Genomic DNA, 19924 nt, shown 5'->3' with positions numbered 1-19924 from the left:
GACGGAGAATTGGTTAAAAGCATGACTAATCTGTCAATGCCAATGCCAAGCCCACCTGTTGGAGGCATGCCATATTCAAGAGCTTCAATGAAATCTTCGTCCATCATATGCGCCTCGTCATTTCCCTGCTCTCTTTCTTTTAATTGAGCTTCAAAGCGTTCACGTTGATCAATAGGATCGTTTAATTCCGTAAAGGCATTTGCATGCTCGCGGCCGACAATAAACAATTCAAAGCGATCTGTGAATCTTGGATCCGCTTCATTCTTTTTGGCGAGCGGAGAAATTTCAACAGGGTGACCGTAAATAAATGTCGGCTGAATTAGTTTATCCTCGACTTTTTGCTCGAAGAACTCATTGACAATATGGCCGTATTGCATATTTTCGTTAATTTCTACTCCGTGTTCTTCAGCTAATGCCCGCGCTTCTTCGGCAGATGTGACATTCCAAAAATCAACATTTGTATATTCTTTAATCGCATCTACCATGTGAAGTCTCTTCCATTTTGGTTTCAAGTCCACTTTATATTCATCGTATTGGATTGTCGTTGTACCTAATACTTCTTGTGCAATATGAGCAATCATGTTTTCTGTCAATTCCATAATATCATGGAAATCTACATATGCCTCGTACAGTTCAAGCATGGTGAATTCAGGATTATGTCTTGTTGAAACGCCTTCGTTGCGGAAAACGCGGCCGATTTCATAAACTTTTTCTAAACCGCCGACAATCAGCCTTTTCAAATGAAGCTCAATAGCAATTCTCATGTACAAAGGCATATCCAAAGCATTATGATGAGTGATAAACGGGCGTGCTGCCGCTCCTCCAGCAATGGAGTGCATCATTGGTGTTTCTACTTCCAAATACCCGTGACTGTCTAAATAACGGCGCATGGATTGGATGATTTTGCTTCTTGTTATAAATGTGTTTTTGCTGTCAGGGTTCATAATAAGATCTAAATAGCGCTGGCGGTAGCGCTGTTCAATATCTTTAAGGCCATGGTATTTATCAGGAAGAGGGCGCAAAGCTTTCGTGAGCAGCACAAATTCCGTTGCTTTTACCGAGAGCTCGCCTACTTTTGTTTTAAAAACCGTTCCCTTCACGCCAATAAGATCACCTAAGTCAGCCATATCAAAAATTTCATACTGATCCTCGCCGACGCTGTCCTTCCGAACATAAATTTGAATTTGGCCCGACAAATCTTGGATATGGGCGAAACCTGCTTTCCCTTTTCCACGTTTTGTCATAATTCTGCCAGCTATAGAAACAAAAATATTTTTTTCCTCAAGTTCTTCCTTTGTAAACTCGCCGTACTGCTCTTTTAGTTCAATCGCCTGATGCGAGCGTTCAAATTTTTTTCCGAAAGGGTCGATTCCTTTATCTTTTAATGCATGAAGCTTTTCCCTGCGAACCTGCAATTGATCATTCAACTCTTCTTGGTTATGCAAACCTTCTTTGCTCATACGTATCCACTCCAATAATCTTAAAATTTAACATAGAAAACTGCCAGATTACTGGCAGCCGTCAAAGTATAAGAGAAAGCAGATTGTCTTTATGCGGATTGACGCTCTTTCTCTTCCACTTCACTTGCAAAACGTTCAAGAAGGGAGACCAGTTCTTCTTTTGTTTCACAGTTATTAATAGCATTTCTCACTTTTGCATTGCCTCGAATACCTTTTAAATACCAAGCGGCATGTTTACGCATCTCTCTAACAGCGATGTGCTCACCTTTTAAATTGATTAAACGTTCTAAATGCAGTTTGCATACATCAATCTTTTCTCGAACTGTCGGCTCTTCAATTAATTCTCCCGTTTCTAAATATTTAACAGTGCGATAGATCATCCATGGGTTGCCTAATGCAGCACGGCCGATCATAACCCCGTCTGCACCCGTCTCGTCCAGCATTCTCTTTGCATCTTGAGGGGTTTTGACATCCCCGTTGCCAATCACCGGAATATTCACAGCCTGCTTAACTTCTCTAATAATGTCCCAGTTGGCTTCTCCCTCATACATTTGAACACGGGTTCGTCCATGCAATGCAACAGCCTTGCCCCCTGCCCGCTCAACGGCTTGGGCATTTTCCACCGCATAAATATGTTCTTCATCCCAACCCATGCGCATTTTGACAGTTACCGGTTTTTTCACTGCATCCACAACAGCGGCAACCATGTCATAAATTTTATTGGGATCAAGAAGCCATTTTGCTCCGGCATCACATTTCGTAATTTTCGGTACAGGACAGCCCATGTTAATATCGATGATATCTGCTGTTGTATTGTTATCGACAAATTTTGCCGCTTCCACTAATGTTTCTTTTTCACCGCCAAAAATTTGCAAGCTTAATGGTTTTTCCCGTTCATCAATATAGAGCATGTCCATTGTTTTCGCATTTTTATATAAAATGGCTTTATCGCTGACCATTTCAGCACAAACTAAACCCGCTCCAAATTCTTTGACCGTCAGCCGAAAAGCCGAATTGCATACGCCGGCCATCGGAGCAAGCACAACACGGTTTTTCAATTGAATATCTCCTATTTTAAACAATTTCACCTGCCTCCTTTATTTTTCAGTATCCTCAGGCATCAGCTCGTTCACGCTTACATTCAGCTTAGCAGCAATAATCTCTACTAATTCCTTGCTGGGAAGTCTGTTGCCCCTTTCAACTTCACCAAGAACCGATACAGAAACGCCTAAGTCTTTTGCAAGGCTTTCTTGTGTATAGCCTTTTAGCTTTCTAAAAGCGCGAATCCTTCTTCCCCATTTTTCTGCTTCCATATTCGCACTCCTTTTTTATCTTTTAATTGATCTATTAAAACCAGTAAAGAACGATGCTGATTAGGCCATTGTACATCTCGATCAATTTCAAACAAAGGAATCAATACGAAAGATCGTTCAAACATTCTCGGATGAGGTATGGTAAGCTGTTCTGTTTCAATATTTTCGTTATTATATAATAAAATGTCAAGGTCTATCGTTCTAGGCCCCCATTTAACTTCCCTTGATCTTCCTAAATCATATTCGATTTTTTGCGTAAATGCCAGCAGCTCATACGGCGTGAAATTCGTCGCGATTTTAATGACCATGTTCAAAAACAATTCTTGGTCAATATAACCAACCGGATCGGTTTCATAAATAGAAGACATTTTGATAACCTCAACATCTGGATGCCTGTTCAATTGATTGATGCTTTCTTCCAAATAATATTCCCGATCGCCGATATTCGATCCTAAAGAAATATATGCATAGTTTTTCATGTTCTTCCCCTTTTGATTTCTACTGCTACAGACTTGTAATGACCCGGGATTGGCGGATCCGGCTTTACCACTTTTACTGTGCAATACAAAACAGTCGAAAACTCTTTTAACAGTTCAGATGCTAAATTTTCTGCAACGGCTTCAATAAGCTTATAGGGCTTGCCTTCCACAATTTCCTTGCAAACCGTGTACACTTTCGCATAATTCACTGTATCATCTAGTTCATCCGTTTTTCCTGCTTGCTTTAGATCCATCTCTAAAATAACATCAACTCGAAATCGCTGTCCAAGTTTATTCTCTTCAGGATAAACGCCATGATAGCCCCAAAACTCCATTCCCGTTACATAGATCTTATCAATCGTGATCGCGCCCCTTTCCGAGCATCGCATCCATCATTTTCACCATCCGCGCAATCGGTTTAACGTCATGTACCCGAACGAATTGACAGCCCTTTTGCACTCCTAAGCATACGGTAGCCGCTGTGCCTTCCATACGCTCCTCTACCGGTAGATCGAGAACTCGTCCGATAAATCTTTTTCTCGACGTACCCAGCAAAACAGGGAAACCAAGGTTTGTAAATTCCTCCAGATGACGCATGACGTAGAGATTATCTTCAAAAGTTTTGGCAAAACCGATTCCTGGATCAAGGATGATTTGTTCGTCCCGAACGCCTGCTTTTTTGGCGATCTCGACACTTTCCATTAAATCGGAAATCATGTCTTTAATCAGATCGTTATACCCTTCTTTTTCTCGATTGTGCATTAGAATGATTGGGACGTTATATTCTGCTGCCACGCGAGCGATGTCCGGCTCTTTTTTCGCCCCCCAAACATCATTGATGATGGTTGCTCCAGCTTCCACCGCTTTTTTTGCCACATTCGCTTTGTACGTATCAATGGAAATAGGAACATGAATTTCTTTTGATAATTTTTCAATGACTGGAAGAACTCTGGCCAGCTCCTCCTCTTCTGAAACGGGTTCATGGCCCGGACGGGTTGATTCACCCCCGACATCAATGATATCGGCGCCATTTTCCACCATTTCTTTTGCATGCTTTAAAGCTTTCTCGATATCATTAAATTTTCCGCCGTCCGAAAAAGAATCAGGCGTAACGTTTAATATTCCCATTACTTGGGTTTTATCTTCGTAGTGTAATTGATACGGTCCGCACTGTAATATTTTTTCTTTCTCTATTACACCCATTGTTCATCACCCACTTCGAATTCAGATCTTGTCAAAATATGCTGCCGCACCTTCTTATAAATGGTGATTAATCGATTGGTCAAAATTCCCTGTTCACCTGCAAATGCAGTCTGACCAATATGTGTAATTGGGACAATCTCCTGCAAGGAATTTGTGATAAAAGCTTCTTGTGCAGATAACAGATGATCCAATGGATACAATCCTTCTTCATAAGGGATGCGATGTTTTTCAAGGATGGTTAACACGAACTGTCTAGTAATTCCGTTTAATATTCCTGTGCTGACAGCCGGTGTATAGACGGTGTTGTTTTTTACCCAAAAAATGTTGGAAACAATCCCTTCTGCGACATATCCTGAATGTGTTAAAAATATACCTTCCGTTTTCGGATGATCTCCAATTTCTCTCTTTGCCAGCACATTATTTAAAAAATGGTGCGATTTTATGCGAAATGATCCTTCCGGCGTGTTTCGCCGAACCGAAAGAATGACCCCCTGTTTTGTCAATCTTTCCGGCAAATTTAACTCTTTTATAAAAAAGATTAACACCGGATTTTTATAAGGAGCCGCCGACAACCCCAGCTCCTCTGCACCTGCTGAAACATTTATCCGGATATATGCATTATTTAAATGATTTAATTCAAGCAGTCTTTTAATAATTTGTTCTGCTTCCGAGTAAGAAAGAGAAAAATCTATGCCAAGCTCGCGAACCGCTGCATTTAAGCGATCGATATGATCATACAGTAAAAATGGATGACCGTTATAAGTCCTTAATGTTTCAAAAGCGCCGATTCCGTATAAAAATCCATGATCGAACGGAGAAATATGCAGCTCATCCTGCTTTTTATATTCACCATTTACATATAAGTACACTTTTATACACTCTTTTCTTCCGTACGATAATAGGAAAGGAAATGCTTTAACATCAGTTTTCCATGTTCAGTCATAATTGATTCCGGATGAAACTGCACGCCTTCAACCTGCAAAGATTTATGGCGGATTCCCATAATCTCTCCGTCATTCGTCCATGCTGAAATTTCAAAGCAATCCGGAAGCGTTTCTTTTTTGACAATTAAAGAGTGGTACCTTGTAGCGGTGAACGGGTTGTCTAAGCCGTCGAAAATAGTTTTTCCGTCATGATAAATTTGCGATGTTTTCCCGTGCATTAATTTGTCTGCGCGAACAACATCCCCACCGAACACTTGAGCTATTGATTGATGACCTAAGCATACGCCAAAAATCGGAATTTTCCCTGCGAAATACTTAATTGCCTCCATGCTGATCCCCGCCTCATTCGGCGTACACGGACCGGGAGAAATCATCAAATAGGCTGGATTGAGCTGTTCAATTTCCTCAATCGTAATTTCATCATTTCGTCTGACAACAAGCTCTTCGCCGAGCTCACCAAGGTATTGGACTAAATTGTACGTAAAAGAATCATAGTTATCAATCATTAAAATCATCTCTTCTCACCTCTAACTAACTTATTCTCATCTTCGCTCAAATCTTTTGCTTTCCATAACGCTTTTGCTTTTTTCAAACACTCTTTATATTCATATTCTGCAACAGAATCAATGACGATTCCAGCACCTGCTTGCACATAACCCCAACCGTTTTTAGCCAGTAGCGTCCGTATTACAATATTAAATTCTAAATCTCCATTAAAGCCGAGCCAGCCGATCGAACCAGTATATAACCCTCTTCTAGTCGGCTCCAGCTCTTCAATTATTTCCATTGTTCGAACCTTCGGCGCTCCCGTGATTGTGCCGCCCGGAAATACAGCACGCATAATGTCGTAAAATCCTTTTCCTTCTTGCAGCTCGCCGCGAACATTTGACACGATATGAATGACATGTGAATATTTCTCAATAGCCATCAGTTCGTTAACTTCAACACTGCCATATTTACATACCCGCCCTAGATCATTTCGTTCTAAATCTACAAGCATGATATGTTCTGCACGTTCTTTTTCATTGGTGATTAATTCCTCAGAAAGCTGGCGGTCTTCTTCATCGCTTCTTCCTCTTGATCTCGTTCCAGCAATCGGACGGGTATTCAGTACATTTCCCCTCTTTTTTATGAGCAGCTCTGGAGATCCACTGGCAATTTGAAACTCAGGAGTATGAATATAGGCCATATATGGGGATGGGTTAATTTTCCGTAATGCTTTATAAATTTCAAACGGATGCGTCGAAAGCGGTTTTGCTTGTCTGACGGATAAGTTGACTTGAAATACATCACCGCTTGCAATATAATCCTTTACTCTTTCAACAGCTTTTTTAAACGGCTGTTCCATAAACATTATCGGCTCATAGCTGAGATCAGCTGAATTCGTATAGCTGAAAATCGTTTCCTCACTTTGCTTACACCATAAAGCTTTCATTTCTTCCAGCCGCTTTTGTGCAGCATCTTTTTCCCCATGTTTATGATACGTTATCAGCCAAAGTGTTTTTTCAGTATGATCAAAAACGGCGATATCTTGAAAAACGATAAAATAAATGTCGGGCACGTGTAAATCGTCCACAGCTATATTGGGTAATTTTTCGAAATAACGAACTGCATCATAGCTAATAAAGCCGATAGCGCCTCCTTGAAAGTCGGGAAGGGAAGGATCGCTTTCACATTTAAACTGTTTCATCCATCCTTCAAAGAGCAAGAGCGGATTTCCTTCCTTTACTTCTTTTTTGTTCCCGCTATAGATCGTAATTGCCCCGTTTTTTCCTTGTATGACGGCAAAAGGGTTTAAACCAGCTATGCTGTAGCGGCCGCCTCTTCCGCTTTCGAGAAGAGCGTAATGTTGTTGTTGTTTTGCCAGCGTTTCAAAGCGATTGAAAAATCGTTCTTTTTCAAAAGGTATTTGGACTGCCAGCAGTTTTCTCACAGATTCCATCGTTCACTCTCCTTCACCCATAAACTTATTTTACAACAAGAAGGAGAGCTTGGCATCAACAGTATTATTTTTCCCCTTCACATAAAATCCAAAAGGCTGCCGACAAATTTCGTCGACAGCCTTTAAACTATTATTCATTCTATTATTCTTCGTCAAACTTATATAATGGAGTACTTAAATATCTTTCTCCATTACTTGGGATGACTGCTAGTACCTTTTTGCCTTTTCCTAGCTCTTTCGCCACTTTCAATGCAGAGAAAATGGCAGCACCTGAAGAAATTCCGCCTAATACTCCTTCTTCTCTCGCAGCTTTTCTAGCGGTTTCAAAAGCTTGCTCAGTTGTAACAGTAATGACTTCATCATAAATCTCTGTATTTAAAATATCCGGAACAAATCCTGCTCCAATACCTTGAATTTTATGCGGACCTGGTTTTCCGCCCGATAATACAGGTGAATCAGCCGGCTCAACAGCATAAATTTTTATGTTCGGATATTTTTCTCTTAATACTTGACCAGCACCAGTAATCGTACCTCCAGTACCGATTCCGGCGACAAATGCATCCAATTGATCGCCCATTTGCTCAACGATTTCCGGGCCAGTTGTTAAACGGTGAATTTCTACATTTGCACGGTTTTTAAATTGCTGCGGCATGAAATAGCCGTGTTTTTCCGCAAGCTCTTCTGCTTTTTTAATAGCCCCTTTCATGCCTTCTGGACCAGGAGTTAAAACAAGCTCTGCTCCATATGCACGCAATAAATTACGGCGCTCTAAACTCATTGTTTCTGGCATAACTAAAATAGCATGTAAACCTTTTGCAGCTGCCACCATTGCTAAACCGATCCCTGTGTTTCCGCTTGTCGGTTCGATAATTGTGTCTCCTGGTTTTAATTTGCCTTCTTTTTCTGCCGCTTCAATCATTGCTAATGCAATACGGTCCTTTACACTTGATCCAGGGTTAAAAAATTCAAGCTTTAAATAAACGTCTGCACTGTCCTCTTCTACAATTTTTCCTAATTTTACAACAGGAGTCTTTCCAATTAGATCTAATATAGAGTTTGCAACAACTGCCATCTTATACACCTCTATTTCCGAGTAATTATATTGGTTTTATTGAAAATAATATACCAATAAATTTATGAATTGTCAATCTTTTTCTTCATTTTTCATAAAACCATGTTACGCCGATGTCATCCCACAGCTGCTTTGCTGATACATTTCCTTCCATCTGTTCCAAAGCGATTTGCCTGCGAATCTGATCCTTTACTTCGTCAAACTCCAGCTGTTCTCCTTTTATTTTCTCATGCAAAAATATAATCGCATATCCTCTTTCCAGCGGTATTGGGTCCGACCACTCATTGACCTTCATTGTTTTAGCTTGTTCAATATATTCCGGCGGTACATCGCTGGAACCTTCGGAAACATAACCGAGGTCTCCGCCTTCCTTCGCCGTCAACTGATCCTTGGACCGTTCAGCTGCAATCCCTTCAAAGCTTGATCCGCCTTTTAATTCATTTATAATTTGTTGGACTTCTTTTTTTGAATCAACCACGATATGGGAAAGATGATACGTGTCATTCATAATATATTGATGTTTATTTTCTTCATAAAATTTCTTCAATTCATTCTCACTAATGTTGACATCTTTCGTTAAAAGCTCTTCTAATAAAATACTATAGCGAATTTGTTTTCTCAGTTCTTTGTCGTTAAGCACGCTATCGCCGTATGATTGAGACGATATTTTATACATTTGTATTTCACGTTCAACTGTTTTTTCATCTACATCAATATGATTCTTTTTTGCAAGCTCGTCCACAACTTGAATATTGATCATTTCCTCAAGTGTTGTTTTCCCAAATCGTTTTTCCAGTTCATTTAACCATTCCTGCCTCGTAATGCGGCTATCGCCGATTTTGGCAACAATTTCATCATTTTTCTCTTTTTGCGCTTCTCTTGTATAAGCACTTACCAAAAAGGCAATCGTCACGCAGTTCGTTAATACAAGACTGAAAATTATGACCAAAAGCGCTTTTTTACTCATTCCTCCAGCTCCCTGCCATAAGCTATTTTCTAGATGCCGCTTCTTTTAATTCCTGCAACTCTTCTTTTGAAAACACATATACCTCATTACAGAAATGGCATTGAGCTTCAGCTTTTTCATCCTCATCGATGATTTGTTGAATTTCCTCTTCTCCCAGGCTAATAATGGCATTTGCAAACCTATCTTTAGAACAGCTGCAGTGGAAGCTGACAGGCATGCAATCGATCACTTTCATATTCCCTTCGCCTAGGACACCTTCCAATATTTCTTCAGGAGTCAGCCCTTTTTGAATTTGCTTAGAGATCGGCTCTATTGTTTGTAACCGCGTCTCAATTTCCGTAATGATTGATTCTTCAGTTCCCGGCATAAGCTGAATAATAAATCCGCCAGCAGCCAGAACAGAGTTATCAGGATTGACTAAAACTCCCACTCCTACTGAAGACGGGACTTGCTCTGACGTCACTAAATAATAGGCAAAATCTTCTCCCAGCTCCCCGGAAATAATAGGGACTTTACCGGAAAAATGCTCCCTTAATCCTAAATCCTTAACAATCGACAATGTACCGTTTTTCCCGACTGCGCGGGCTACATCCAGTTTTCCATGTTTATTTAATTCAAAATGGGTCTTAGGATTGGATACATAACCTCTCACTTGACCTTTTGAATTACTGTCAATAACAATGGCTCCTATTGGACCGCCGCCTTCTATTTTTATCGTCAGCTTCTCATCACCTTTCAGCATCGAACTCATCATCACGCCGGCTGTCATTGCTCTTCCAAGAGCAGCGGTAGCAGTCGGCCATGTTTGGTGGCGGCGTTGAGCTTCACTCACTGTATCAGTCGTCTTCACTGCATATGCACGCACTCCTCCGTCATAGGCCAAAGATTTGACTAAATAATCGTTCATTTGTTTCCTACTCCCTTCCGAGATTTCGTTCGTAAATTAACCGCAAGCCTGTTAATGTTAACAATGGATCAACGATTTCGATCATGTCAGATTCATTGGCGATTAACCCAGCTAGACCGCCTGTTGCAATAACTTTCGGTTCTTTTTTAGCTTGCGCTTTCATCCTTCTGACAATTCCTTCTACTTGGCCAACATAGCCGAATAAAATTCCTGATTGCATGGCGGCTACTGTATTTTTCCCAATAATATGATCGGGTTTGGCGATTTCGATTCTAGGAAGCTTCGCGGCTTTTGAGTATAAAGCTTCGGTGGAAATGTTAATCCCTGGTGCAATGGCACCGCCTTCATATTGTCCTTTTTCATTAATGTAGCAATAAGTTGTTGCTGTGCCGAAATCAACAATAATAAGCGGACAGCCATATAAATGAACACCGGCAACTGCATTGACGATCCTGTCCGCCCCAACTTCACGCGGATTATCATACTTTATATTAAGGCCTGTTTTAATTCCTGGGCCGACAATAAGCGGATCTACATGAAAATATTTCTCGCACATTTTTTCCATGGCATACATAATCGGTGGAACGACAGAAGAAATAATGATTCCCGTTATGTCCGAAAATTTTAATCCTACGTATTCAAACAATGATTTAAACATCATTCCGTATTCATCTTCGGTTTTATGTCGATTGGTTTCAATTCGCCAATGGTAAAGCAATTGTTCTTTTTCGTATACTCCAATCACGGTGTTTGTATTCCCAACATCTAAAGCTAAAATCATGTCCATCACCTTTTCCCTTCGTTCAAACATTCCCTCATCATCATATCACATATTGATCGCAGTAGGCTGCTATCGGGCACGAAGGCAATAGAAAACCGCCAACTTTGTATAGTTGACGGCTTTATTACTTATTCTTCTTTAAGCTCCGGTTTGATAGAGGGAGCCTCATCTTTCTTTGTCTGAATATTGACTTTTACAGCTTCATCTTTTTGGTTGTTCTCTTCTTTTTTCACATTTTCTGAAGCTGCTTTTTGTTCAGACTTATCAGGCAATGAACCGTGTTCCACCAGATGTTTAATTTGTTCTGCATCAAGTGTTTCCACTTCTAATAACGTTTTTGCAATTAGTTCAAGTTTATCGCGATTTTCTGTCAAAATTCGTTTTGCTTTTTCATAACATTCTTTAATGATGCGCTGAATTTCTAAGTCGATTTCATAAGCAATCGCATCACTATAATTTTGCTCACTTTGGATGTCACGCCCTAAAAAGACCTGGCCTTGAGAGCTTCCAAATTGCAATGGACCCAATTTTTCTGACATTCCAAATTCTGTAACCATTCTGCGCGCAATATTTGTCGCACGCTGGAAGTCGTTGTGGGCACCGGTGCTAACTTCACCGAAAACAATTTCTTCCGCAACCCGACCGCCAAGCAATCCTGTTATTTTGTCAAGGAGCTCAGGTTTTGTCATGAAATAGCGGTCTTCTTTTGGCAGCATGACAGCATATCCTCCAGCTTGACCCCGAGGAACAATCGTTACTTTATGCACCATTTCCGCCTCATCTAAAACGAGACCGATAACGGTATGTCCGCCTTCATGATAGGCAACAATACGGCGCTCCTTTTCCGAAATAACCCTGCTTTTTTTCGCAGGTCCTGCAATTACACGATCGGTTGCCTCATCTATATCCGCCATATCGATTTTCTTTTTATTTTGGCGAGCAGCAACGAGAGCAGCCTCATTCAATAGGTTTTCCAGGTCAGCTCCAGAAAAGCCCGGCGTTCTCATCGCAATGTTCCGCAAATTCACCGATTCATCCAACGGTTTATTGCGTGCATGTACTTTGAGCACTGCTTCGCGCCCCTTCACATCCGGACGATCAACCGTAATTTGACGGTCAAATCGACCAGGGCGGAGAAGGGCTGGGTCTAAAATATCCGGACGGTTTGTCGCCGCAATAATAATGATTCCTTCGTTGGAGCTAAATCCATCCATCTCAACGAGAAGCTGATTTAACGTTTGTTCACGTTCATCGTGACCGCCGCCTAATCCAGCTCCTCTTTGGCGTCCAACAGCATCAATTTCATCAATAAAAATGATACATGGGGCATTTTTCTTAGCCGTCTCAAACAAATCCCGAACACGAGAAGCACCTACACCGACAAACATCTCAACAAAATCAGATCCGCTTATGGAGAAAAACGGCACACCTGCTTCTCCAGCCACCGCGCGGGCCAGCAATGTTTTACCAGTTCCCGGAGGGCCTACTAAAAGGACTCCTTTCGGTATGCGCGCTCCAAGTTCAGAAAACTTGCGGGGATCCTTTAAAAATTCAACAACTTCCACTAGTTCAGCCTTTTCCTCATCGGCTCCTGCAACATCTTTAAATTTTACTTTTTTCTTGTCGTCGTTATACAGCTTTGCCTTGCTCTTCCCGAAGTTCATAACTCGGCTTCCGCCGCCTTGAGCCTGATTGAGCACAAAGAAGAACAAAATAAAGATTATAATAAATGGGATGAGGGATGTGAAAAATTGCACCCATCCGTTTGTATCATCTGCTGGAGACCATTTAACTTCCGTTTGATTTTTTGAAGCAGCAGTATTGATGAGGTTTAATGCGTCATCGCCTGATAAATAGGTGATAAAGTATTGATTTTCTTCATATCCCTTCAGCTGTCCTCTGACTTCATATACTCCTCTTACTGGTTTTAACGTTATATTTTCAACATCTCCGTTTTCCAAATTGGAGATGAAGGTACTATATGTCATTTGTTCAGTTTTTTGGTTACCGCCCTGAAAAAAATTCACAACGCCGATAACCACTAAAAAAATCAGCAAATAAAATATGGTGTTTCGGAAAATCCGATTCATTCCTTACCTCCTCCCACAATGAAACAAACTATATTCAATAGTATCATAGAAAATCATCCCAGCACAACTGATACGCTATCCTTTCAACGATCATTATTTATTTTGATAAACTTCAGGCTTTAATATCCCTATAAACGGAAGATTGCGGTATTTTTCCGCATAGTCCAGACCATAACCGACAACGAACGCATCCGGAACTTCAAAACATACATAATCTGCCTCAATATTTGCCTTTCGCCCGCTCGGTTTGTCCAATAGGGTTACAATTTTAACGGATGCTGCTTTCCGGTACCGGAAAAGATCGACTAAATAGCTTAATGTCAATCCGCTATCGATTATATCTTCAATGATTAAAAGATCCCGGCCTTCGACGGAAGTGTCTAAATCCTTAATTATTTTCACCTCACCCGATGAAACGGTTTTGTTTCCATAACTGGAAACGTCCATAAAATCAATTTCCAAATATGTATTAATATGCTTTATTAAATCCGCCATAAACGGCATAGCGCCTTTTAAAACCCCGATAGCGAGGGGAAACTTATTTTTATATTCCTCCGTTAATATCGCCCCTAATTCTTTCACTTTTTCTTTGATTTCTTCTTCTGAAATTAAGACTTTTTCAATATCCTCGATCATTTTCTTTCCTCCTGATGAGATCACTGCTCTTTATATTGTAATACAATATAAGATTCATTGGTAATGCTAATTTCCTCTAAATTTGATTTTTTTACAAGCGGAATCCATATGATTTGGCCGTTGCCATTTTCAACGATTGGGAGAAGGTTGCGCTCTTCCCTCGGTATTTTTTTATCAATAAAAATATCTTTTACCTTTTTCGTGCCGTTCATGCCTTTAATTGTCATTTTGTCTCCTTTTTTTCTGCTCCGAATAATTAAAGGCGGAACGTACCATTTTTTTGGAAGATAGAAAACGTCATCACCTTTATACGAAGGAATCCCAAAAAAGGTTTCAGTAAAAAATATTTTTCCGTTCGGCAAATGTATTTTTCCCGGTACCGGTACCGTGTAGCAGAAAGATTCACTATTTGCCGATTGAAACGTAAAGGTGCATTCATCATAAGATTTTATGACTTTGAGCCCCATAGGCAAATGAAGCATCCCCGAAGGGTGCGCTTTCATCAAAAATCCGTTTACATTTTCAATATGAACAGCCGAGAAGGAGCCGCTTTTTATCAGATCATTCAATATTTGATAAACCGCTCTCCTTTTGATCGGATCAGGAAGCTTTTTATATTCTTGTTTATGAATAGTAACGGAAGAATTCGTTTTTCTTATCACTACTTTATTTAATTTTTCCTTCGTTAATTCCTCCAAAAATCGCTCATCATCCAAAAAGACCTCACTGAAATATTGAAAATGTTCATGCAGCCTTTTGTTCTCCTTTTTCAAAAACGGCAAAACATATTTGCGAAACCTGTTCCGTGTATACGTATCTTTTTCATTGCTTGGATCAAATCGGGGCGCCAGCTGAAATTCTTCACAATACTTTAAAATTTCTTCCTTTGTTGCGGCTAAAAAGGGGCGTATGATTCTCCCTCTGCCGAAAGGCCGTATGACAGGAATTCCCGCTAGTCCCTTTCCTATTGTTCCGCGAACAAGATTCATTAAAATCGTTTCAATTTGGTCATCTCCATGATGAGCTAGAGCCAAAGCATCCGCCTGAAGCTGATCCATCAACTCTAAGAAAAATTGGTAGCGGCATTCTCTAGCAGCCTGCTGGGCATTCAACCGGTGTTTCTCAGCATAACGGGCCGCATTGATTTGCTTAGCGTAACAAGGTATGTTTAATTCCCGGCAAAAATTGATGACAAATTCCATCTCTTTTTGTGATTCTATGCCTCGGAACATATGATCAACATGTGCTGCTATAACAGTGATGCCATATTGATCTTTAAATGTATTTAAAAAATGTAGAAGTGCCAGTGAATCCGGGCCGCCGGACACACCTACTATGACCGTACTATTTTTTTGGAGCAATTGATGTTTTTCAATAAACGCACATACATTTTGAATCAAAGACCGTCACATCCAATATTTCTCTAGTTATCTTTATCCTATCATTATTTGCCTGCCTTCTGCAAAGACAAAGCCTTTTGCATTTTACTGTTATTTTCCTAAAAGGGAAGCAGTTCAGATCGGACATTTTTTGAAATAGTCGGAGCACTCGCGGAAGCATGAGAAGGGGGAAAAGCACTGCCGCTTTAAACAAGCAGCAGCCATTTACAGAAGTGTCGCAAAAATATATAAAGAATATAGAAATGCTAGGCAAACCATAATCACCAATGTTTCGATCAGCCCTTTGCTTTTCTTTTTCTTTCTTTTTCGATTGTTAGCTGTCCTTTTCGGTTTAGATTGTGCTTGTACATTTCTCTTTCTTTGCAAATTAGCGTTTGAAACATGATGCAAAAGATCCTGCTTCATTTCCAAAGCGGATGAATAGGAGCCAAATAAAGCTTTCGTCAACACTTGTTTTCTTTCGTTTAAAAAAGGATGGGAGTTAATGATTTGTATCAATTGCTCCTTACTGTTTCCTTTTTTTGAAAAGCGTTTTTGAAAAACAGCATTGATAATAATCATACCTACTGCAAAAAGATCATATTTCGGTTCAGCTTTTCTCGTCCCCAATTCCCAGTATCCCCTGTCAAAAAACTCTGTAAATTCTTTAATGGATCTTCCGTTTATCGTTGTGCCACCTACATCAATACAGCGAATTTTAGGAGGAGGTCCTGTAACAATTAGATTGTCAGGCTTTAAATCACCAAAAACCCAGCCTGACTGATGAAGCTCCTCCAAATTGGACAAAAGCTGCAAGATTAACACGTCAATCCAAATCGTACCATTATTTTTAATAAACTGGATAAAATGTTCACCTTTAACATACTCCATAACATAAAACGGAAGCATCTTTCCGCTGGCTGTGTTAAACCAATCGTCCACATCGATCAAAGAAGGCCCAAGGCACGAACCTTGGACCTGGGCCAGTCTCTTTAACACGTTTACTTCTGAAGTGATCCCCATGCTATTTTCACTTATTTTTAAAGCTGCATACCCTTTACTGGATTCAATAAGGTAAACCGATCCTGTTGCTCCGCACCCCAGCATTTTTAATATCCGATACGTGTTTCCATGCCATTTTCCTTTAATAATGGTACCGGGAAGAACTTTACATGCTTTGTTCATCGAGGTATTCATCATCGAGCATTCCCCGCAATGAGCGTTTTTGTTTAAAATGTTGTATAGCTCCTTTTATCGCCGGACCAGTTGGTGTCAATCCTTCTGTCGTTAATTTCGGAAAAATGGTTGATAAAGAATCCAGTTTCGGAGTCCAATCCAATAAAATTTCTGTTTCTGATCTTTTCCCAGGAAATATAAACAGCGAATATTGATTATTGCCTATTCTTGAATTTAGGCTAATGGATAAATCAAAAAGCGCTTCTTTTACCGTTGGAAGCTTTGGCCCCATGCTTGCGCTCGTATCTACGAGAATTAAAATTTCTAAATTGACCGTTTCACCAAGCTCTTCCACAACCTCCATAACTTCACCACGCTGTTCAGGCGGCAGCTCTTCAATAGAAGTTGATTTTCCTAAAATATGCTTTAATTCACGATTAACAACTCCCTGCAATGTTTGTGTCATCGCTTTTCTAGTGACCATCTGTACTGTTTGTGAAAGCTGATGGGCATAAACTACCTGGCTCACTCCTCCCCCTGCCTCAGCAATTCCTTCTATTTCCTGCATTGCATCTTGATCTATCACATTCTCTTCTAAAATCCCAATTACGTTGACAGTAATCCCATGCTCCTTAGCTAAAGCCGCCATAGCAATTGGATCTTCACCATGATTTGAGCATCCGTCAGTTAACAACAAAATTTGTTTTAATGTTCCTTTTCTCATTTTTCCTCCTCCTGGTCAATGATTTATTACCATCCTCACCAGAAGGAAAACGTTTTATACTAAGCATGGCAGAAAATCAGCTTATCTTTTTCGATTTATAAAAATTTGAAACAGGGATCGCCGCCCATTTCGGTGTATTATGATTAATTCGAGCCACCACAACCGTCATATCGTCATCGATTGCCCCCGATCTGGAGCGGATCACCTCCTCCATAATTAAATCGGCTATTTCTTGTGGATCATCAGTCTCTATTTCTTTTATTTTTCTTTTCATCCATAAATCATAATTTTCTACATGCCTTGGTCCCTCAAATATTCCGTCACTCATCATAATTAATAAATCTCCTGCTTTTAGCTGTTCGTCTACAATGTCCACCTCAAAATCATCGATAATGCCGATCGGCAAATTACTAGACTCGATTTTGATAATTTTATTTCCTCGTTTAATAAAACTCGGAGTAGATCCGATTTTCATAAATTTGCAATTGGCGCTTTGTAAATCAATGATAGACAAATCTAATGTTGCATAAATTTCATCTGTCGTTCTCAGCGACAATATAGAGTTGATGGTTTTGATAGCAATTTTTTCATCAATGCCTGATTGAAGAATTTTTTCCAACAATTTAATCGTTTCATTGCTTTCAAAATGAGCCCTTTCCCCGTTCCCCATTCCATCGCTAATGGCTATGGCAAATTTTCCGACGCCCAATTCAATCATGGAATGGCTGTCGCCTGAAACAAGACCTCCTCCTTTTGCAGCATGAGCAACACCCGTTTCCACTTTGTATGCTTTTGCAGAACCGAACACAACGTGGCAAAATCCATTTGGATAACCTGCACATTCTTCATTTTTCACGATGATCATTTCGTTTAATATATCGGAAAGCATCGGAGCAATAATTTTTTCACATTCTCCATGGCCGCCGCAATACGGAATGCTCATTTCTATATCGACGTTCCCTTTTTCAAGGCTGTATATATCAATATGGCCAATTTCTAAACCGAAGTTTTGAAGAGCATAGAAAATTTGCTCTTCCTGCAGAAAATGATGTTCCCGTTCCTTTTTCATTTCCCGAGAAAAGTCGGACATTACTTGAGCAACTCCTAGCAGCTGTTCAGCTACCAATCTTCTGCTTTCTTGCACTTGCTTTTTTAATTTCCGATTCGCTTCTAAAAAGTGCATTTCCTGCTCAATCGTCCCGACCACTAGATTAGCCTTCGAACAATGCCTGTGAAGCTTTTTCTGCAATCTGCGATTATTTGCATACGTCTTTTCTTTCGTTTCATTCATCACTTGCTTCATTAATTGATATGTCTGGTCAAAATTGTTGACCCAGCATTTCTCCTTCTTAAAACAAGTTTGGCATGTCTGTCCGGTGATCTTGCTTAAAAATAAATCCGTTTCTCTTTCTATATCCTCTCCATCCTCCGGGTAAAAAGTCGAAAAGCTCTCAGATAATGCCCGAAAAACGTTAGAAAATTGATCAACCCGCCGAGCAGTTATATCACGTATATTTCGAACATACTTCTGCTGCTCCAAAACATGCTCGTTTGTTCCAGGAATATGCTTTGCCAGCTGTTCTGTAAAGCTTTTCGGGGTCAGTAAAAACAGCAAAACCGCGGCGCCCGATTCCCATAAGGTTGTCCAAACATCAGCCGATCCTTCTCCATATAGCGTGATTAAAAGTGAGCCAATGATCAGGCCAACTGACGCTCCTGCTTTTTGTCCTTCCTTTAGCAGACCTCCCAATAAACCTGAAAATGCAAGTAGGCTCATATGATACAAATTGGAAACATTCGCCAGGCTAAGCACCAAACCTGTTACAGCACCAACTGTACATCCGATGCCTGCACCTCCGGTAAAAGCGAGCAATAGGATAATATATCGTGAAAGAACGTGTTCTGCCTGTATATTTTGGTAACTGATTCCAACTAAGCCCGTCATGACGGACGCAAGCAAAATCATCAAGCAGATAATCTCTTCGACTCGTAAAGTTTGTTTATATTTCCGCACTGAAAGAAGCGGGATGCTCTGCAAAAAAATCAACGTCAGGATGATCGACAGACCTGCCTCAACCCCTGTCATTAAAAGATCGTACGTGCTGATAAATCCTGCAGTTAACTTTGAATATAAAAGGCGGCTGGCAGCAAGTCCCGAAAAAATCGTAAAAGGCAATATTTTTATTTCATCTGTTTTAATGAAAAAACTAGTCATTTTATGAAGCAAAAGAAATATACATATAGAAGAAAGCACTAACAAACATAATTCCAATGAGATGGTGAATGCCCCTGCAATTAGTGATAGTGCAGCAAGCAATGCCTTGTCCCTTTTTAAAAGCCATACAGCTCCAAAAAAAGGAAGGGCGAACGGAATAATTTCAGATAAAATAAAAGCTCTCCCCAGCAAAAACCCGACCAATACATAAACAAACCCTTTGTGAAACAGAAAAGAATGCAAATGCAGCCCCGCTCTTTTCCAAGATCTCCATAGAAGTGATTGTGTTCTTTCCAATTGGACATTGGCAAAAGGTATCAGAAATCTTCTCTCAACTTTTTCCATTATAGCGACACTCCTCCTACTACCGTAATTGATAGTCATTATACAAGCTTTTCATAAAGGAATTTGTCAAAAGGAGGAAATTGTTTATAAGAATATTTCGACGATTTCTGTTATAGACGACAAATCTTTTAAAAGGAACAGAGCAGCCCATTGAGACATTGAGTCGCGTCATTTCAAAGAGATGATTGTAACAGCGTGTTGGTCCGTTTTAAAAGCGAAAGCCGAAAAACATGAGTCGGAACTTGTTGAAATCGGTGAAAAATTAAATTTATCTATCCTATATAAATACAA

General features: G+C 40.1%; 19 protein-coding genes (1 of these 19 only partly in view). All 19 read right to left on the bottom strand.

The window, feature by feature from the left end; all coding sequences use genetic code 11:
- Positions 1-1460, bottom strand: partial view of a lysine--tRNA ligase gene (gene lysS / locus NSU19_RS00465; protein ID WP_339198234.1) — the 5' portion only. 43 nt of this gene lie to the left of the window's left edge; only the first 1460 of its 1503 coding nucleotides appear in the window; the start codon lies at positions 1458-1460; the stop codon falls past the left edge of the window.
- 89 nt (positions 1461-1549) lie between these two features.
- Positions 1550-2542 (bottom strand): tRNA dihydrouridine synthase DusB, encoded by a 993-nt coding sequence (gene dusB / locus NSU19_RS00460; protein ID WP_063387552.1) that lies wholly within the window; start codon positions 2540-2542, stop codon positions 1550-1552.
- A gap of 15 nt (positions 2543-2557) precedes the next feature.
- On the bottom strand, positions 2558-2773 hold the full coding sequence (locus NSU19_RS00455; RefSeq protein ID WP_063387553.1) for a helix-turn-helix transcriptional regulator: 216 nt from the start codon (positions 2771-2773) through the stop codon (positions 2558-2560).
- The gene (folK, locus tag NSU19_RS00450; protein ID WP_063387554.1) at positions 2725-3252 is read right to left on the bottom strand and encodes a 2-amino-4-hydroxy-6-hydroxymethyldihydropteridine diphosphokinase; all 528 of its coding nucleotides are present in this window, start codon (positions 3250-3252) and stop codon (positions 2725-2727) included. Before folK ends, NSU19_RS00455 begins: the two co-directional genes overlap by 49 nt.
- The gene (gene folB, locus NSU19_RS00445) at positions 3249-3611 is read right to left on the bottom strand and encodes a dihydroneopterin aldolase (protein ID WP_339199935.1); all 363 of its coding nucleotides are present in this window, start codon (positions 3609-3611) and stop codon (positions 3249-3251) included. The genes folK and folB overlap by 4 nt, the downstream gene beginning before the upstream one ends.
- Positions 3607-4455 carry a dihydropteroate synthase gene (gene folP / locus NSU19_RS00440; RefSeq protein WP_063387555.1) on the bottom strand — a complete coding sequence of 283 codons (849 nt, stop codon included), beginning with the start codon at positions 4453-4455 and terminating at the stop codon, positions 3607-3609. The genes folB and folP overlap by 5 nt, the downstream gene beginning before the upstream one ends.
- Positions 4446-5324 (bottom strand): aminodeoxychorismate lyase, encoded by an 879-nt coding sequence (gene pabC / locus NSU19_RS00435; RefSeq protein ID WP_066247256.1) that lies wholly within the window; start codon positions 5322-5324, stop codon positions 4446-4448. Before pabC ends, folP begins: the two co-directional genes overlap by 10 nt.
- A gap of 2 nt (positions 5325-5326) precedes the next feature.
- On the bottom strand, positions 5327-5914 hold the full coding sequence (pabA, locus tag NSU19_RS00430; protein WP_339198231.1) for an aminodeoxychorismate/anthranilate synthase component II: 588 nt from the start codon (positions 5912-5914) through the stop codon (positions 5327-5329).
- Positions 5911-7341 (bottom strand): aminodeoxychorismate synthase component I, encoded by a 1431-nt coding sequence (gene pabB / locus NSU19_RS00425; RefSeq protein ID WP_117017233.1) that lies wholly within the window; start codon positions 7339-7341, stop codon positions 5911-5913. Before pabB ends, pabA begins: the two co-directional genes overlap by 4 nt.
- A gap of 142 nt (positions 7342-7483) precedes the next feature.
- Positions 7484-8413, bottom strand: a complete 930-nt coding sequence (gene cysK / locus NSU19_RS00420) for a cysteine synthase A (protein ID WP_066247248.1) — start codon at positions 8411-8413, stop codon at positions 7484-7486.
- 85 nt (positions 8414-8498) lie between these two features.
- On the bottom strand, positions 8499-9380 hold the full coding sequence (locus NSU19_RS00415) for a peptidyl-prolyl cis-trans isomerase (protein ID WP_144598267.1): 882 nt from the start codon (positions 9378-9380) through the stop codon (positions 8499-8501).
- Positions 9381-9402: 22 nt separating this feature from the next.
- On the bottom strand, positions 9403-10287 hold the full coding sequence (gene hslO / locus NSU19_RS00410) for an Hsp33 family molecular chaperone HslO (protein ID WP_339193764.1): 885 nt from the start codon (positions 10285-10287) through the stop codon (positions 9403-9405).
- 7 nt (positions 10288-10294) lie between these two features.
- A complete protein-coding gene (locus NSU19_RS00405; protein ID WP_063387562.1) occupies positions 10295-11068 on the bottom strand; it encodes a type III pantothenate kinase in 774 nt (257 codons plus the stop codon).
- A 128-nt stretch (positions 11069-11196) separates the two neighbouring features.
- The gene (ftsH, locus tag NSU19_RS00400) at positions 11197-13158 is read right to left on the bottom strand and encodes an ATP-dependent zinc metalloprotease FtsH (RefSeq protein ID WP_066247240.1); all 1962 of its coding nucleotides are present in this window, start codon (positions 13156-13158) and stop codon (positions 11197-11199) included.
- Positions 13159-13251: 93 nt separating this feature from the next.
- Entirely contained in the window at positions 13252-13794 is a 543-nt protein-coding gene (gene hpt / locus NSU19_RS00395) for a hypoxanthine phosphoribosyltransferase (RefSeq protein ID WP_066247237.1), read from the bottom strand.
- 20 nt (positions 13795-13814) lie between these two features.
- A complete protein-coding gene (gene tilS / locus NSU19_RS00390; RefSeq protein WP_339199932.1) occupies positions 13815-15191 on the bottom strand; it encodes a tRNA lysidine(34) synthetase TilS in 1377 nt (458 codons plus the stop codon).
- 207 nt (positions 15192-15398) lie between these two features.
- On the bottom strand, positions 15399-16373 hold the full coding sequence (locus NSU19_RS00385; RefSeq protein ID WP_339198228.1) for a protein kinase family protein: 975 nt from the start codon (positions 16371-16373) through the stop codon (positions 15399-15401).
- Complete coding sequence (locus NSU19_RS00380) at positions 16342-17073, bottom strand: VWA domain-containing protein (protein WP_066247229.1); 732 nt, start codon at positions 17071-17073, stop codon at positions 16342-16344. The genes NSU19_RS00385 and NSU19_RS00380 overlap by 32 nt, the downstream gene beginning before the upstream one ends.
- Before the next feature lie 76 nt (positions 17074-17149).
- Positions 17150-19633 carry a stage II sporulation protein E gene (gene spoIIE, locus NSU19_RS00375; protein WP_339198226.1) on the bottom strand — a complete coding sequence of 828 codons (2484 nt, stop codon included), beginning with the start codon at positions 19631-19633 and terminating at the stop codon, positions 17150-17152.
- Between the last annotated feature and the right edge of the window lie 291 nt (positions 19634-19924).

It is taken from the genome of Aeribacillus sp. FSL k6-2211, assembly GCF_037966125.1.
Taxonomy (GTDB): domain Bacteria; phylum Bacillota; class Bacilli; order Bacillales; family Aeribacillaceae; genus Aeribacillus; species Aeribacillus composti.
Note: the sequence above shows the minus strand (reverse complement) of the source record. Positions and strands in the feature narration are given on the sequence as shown.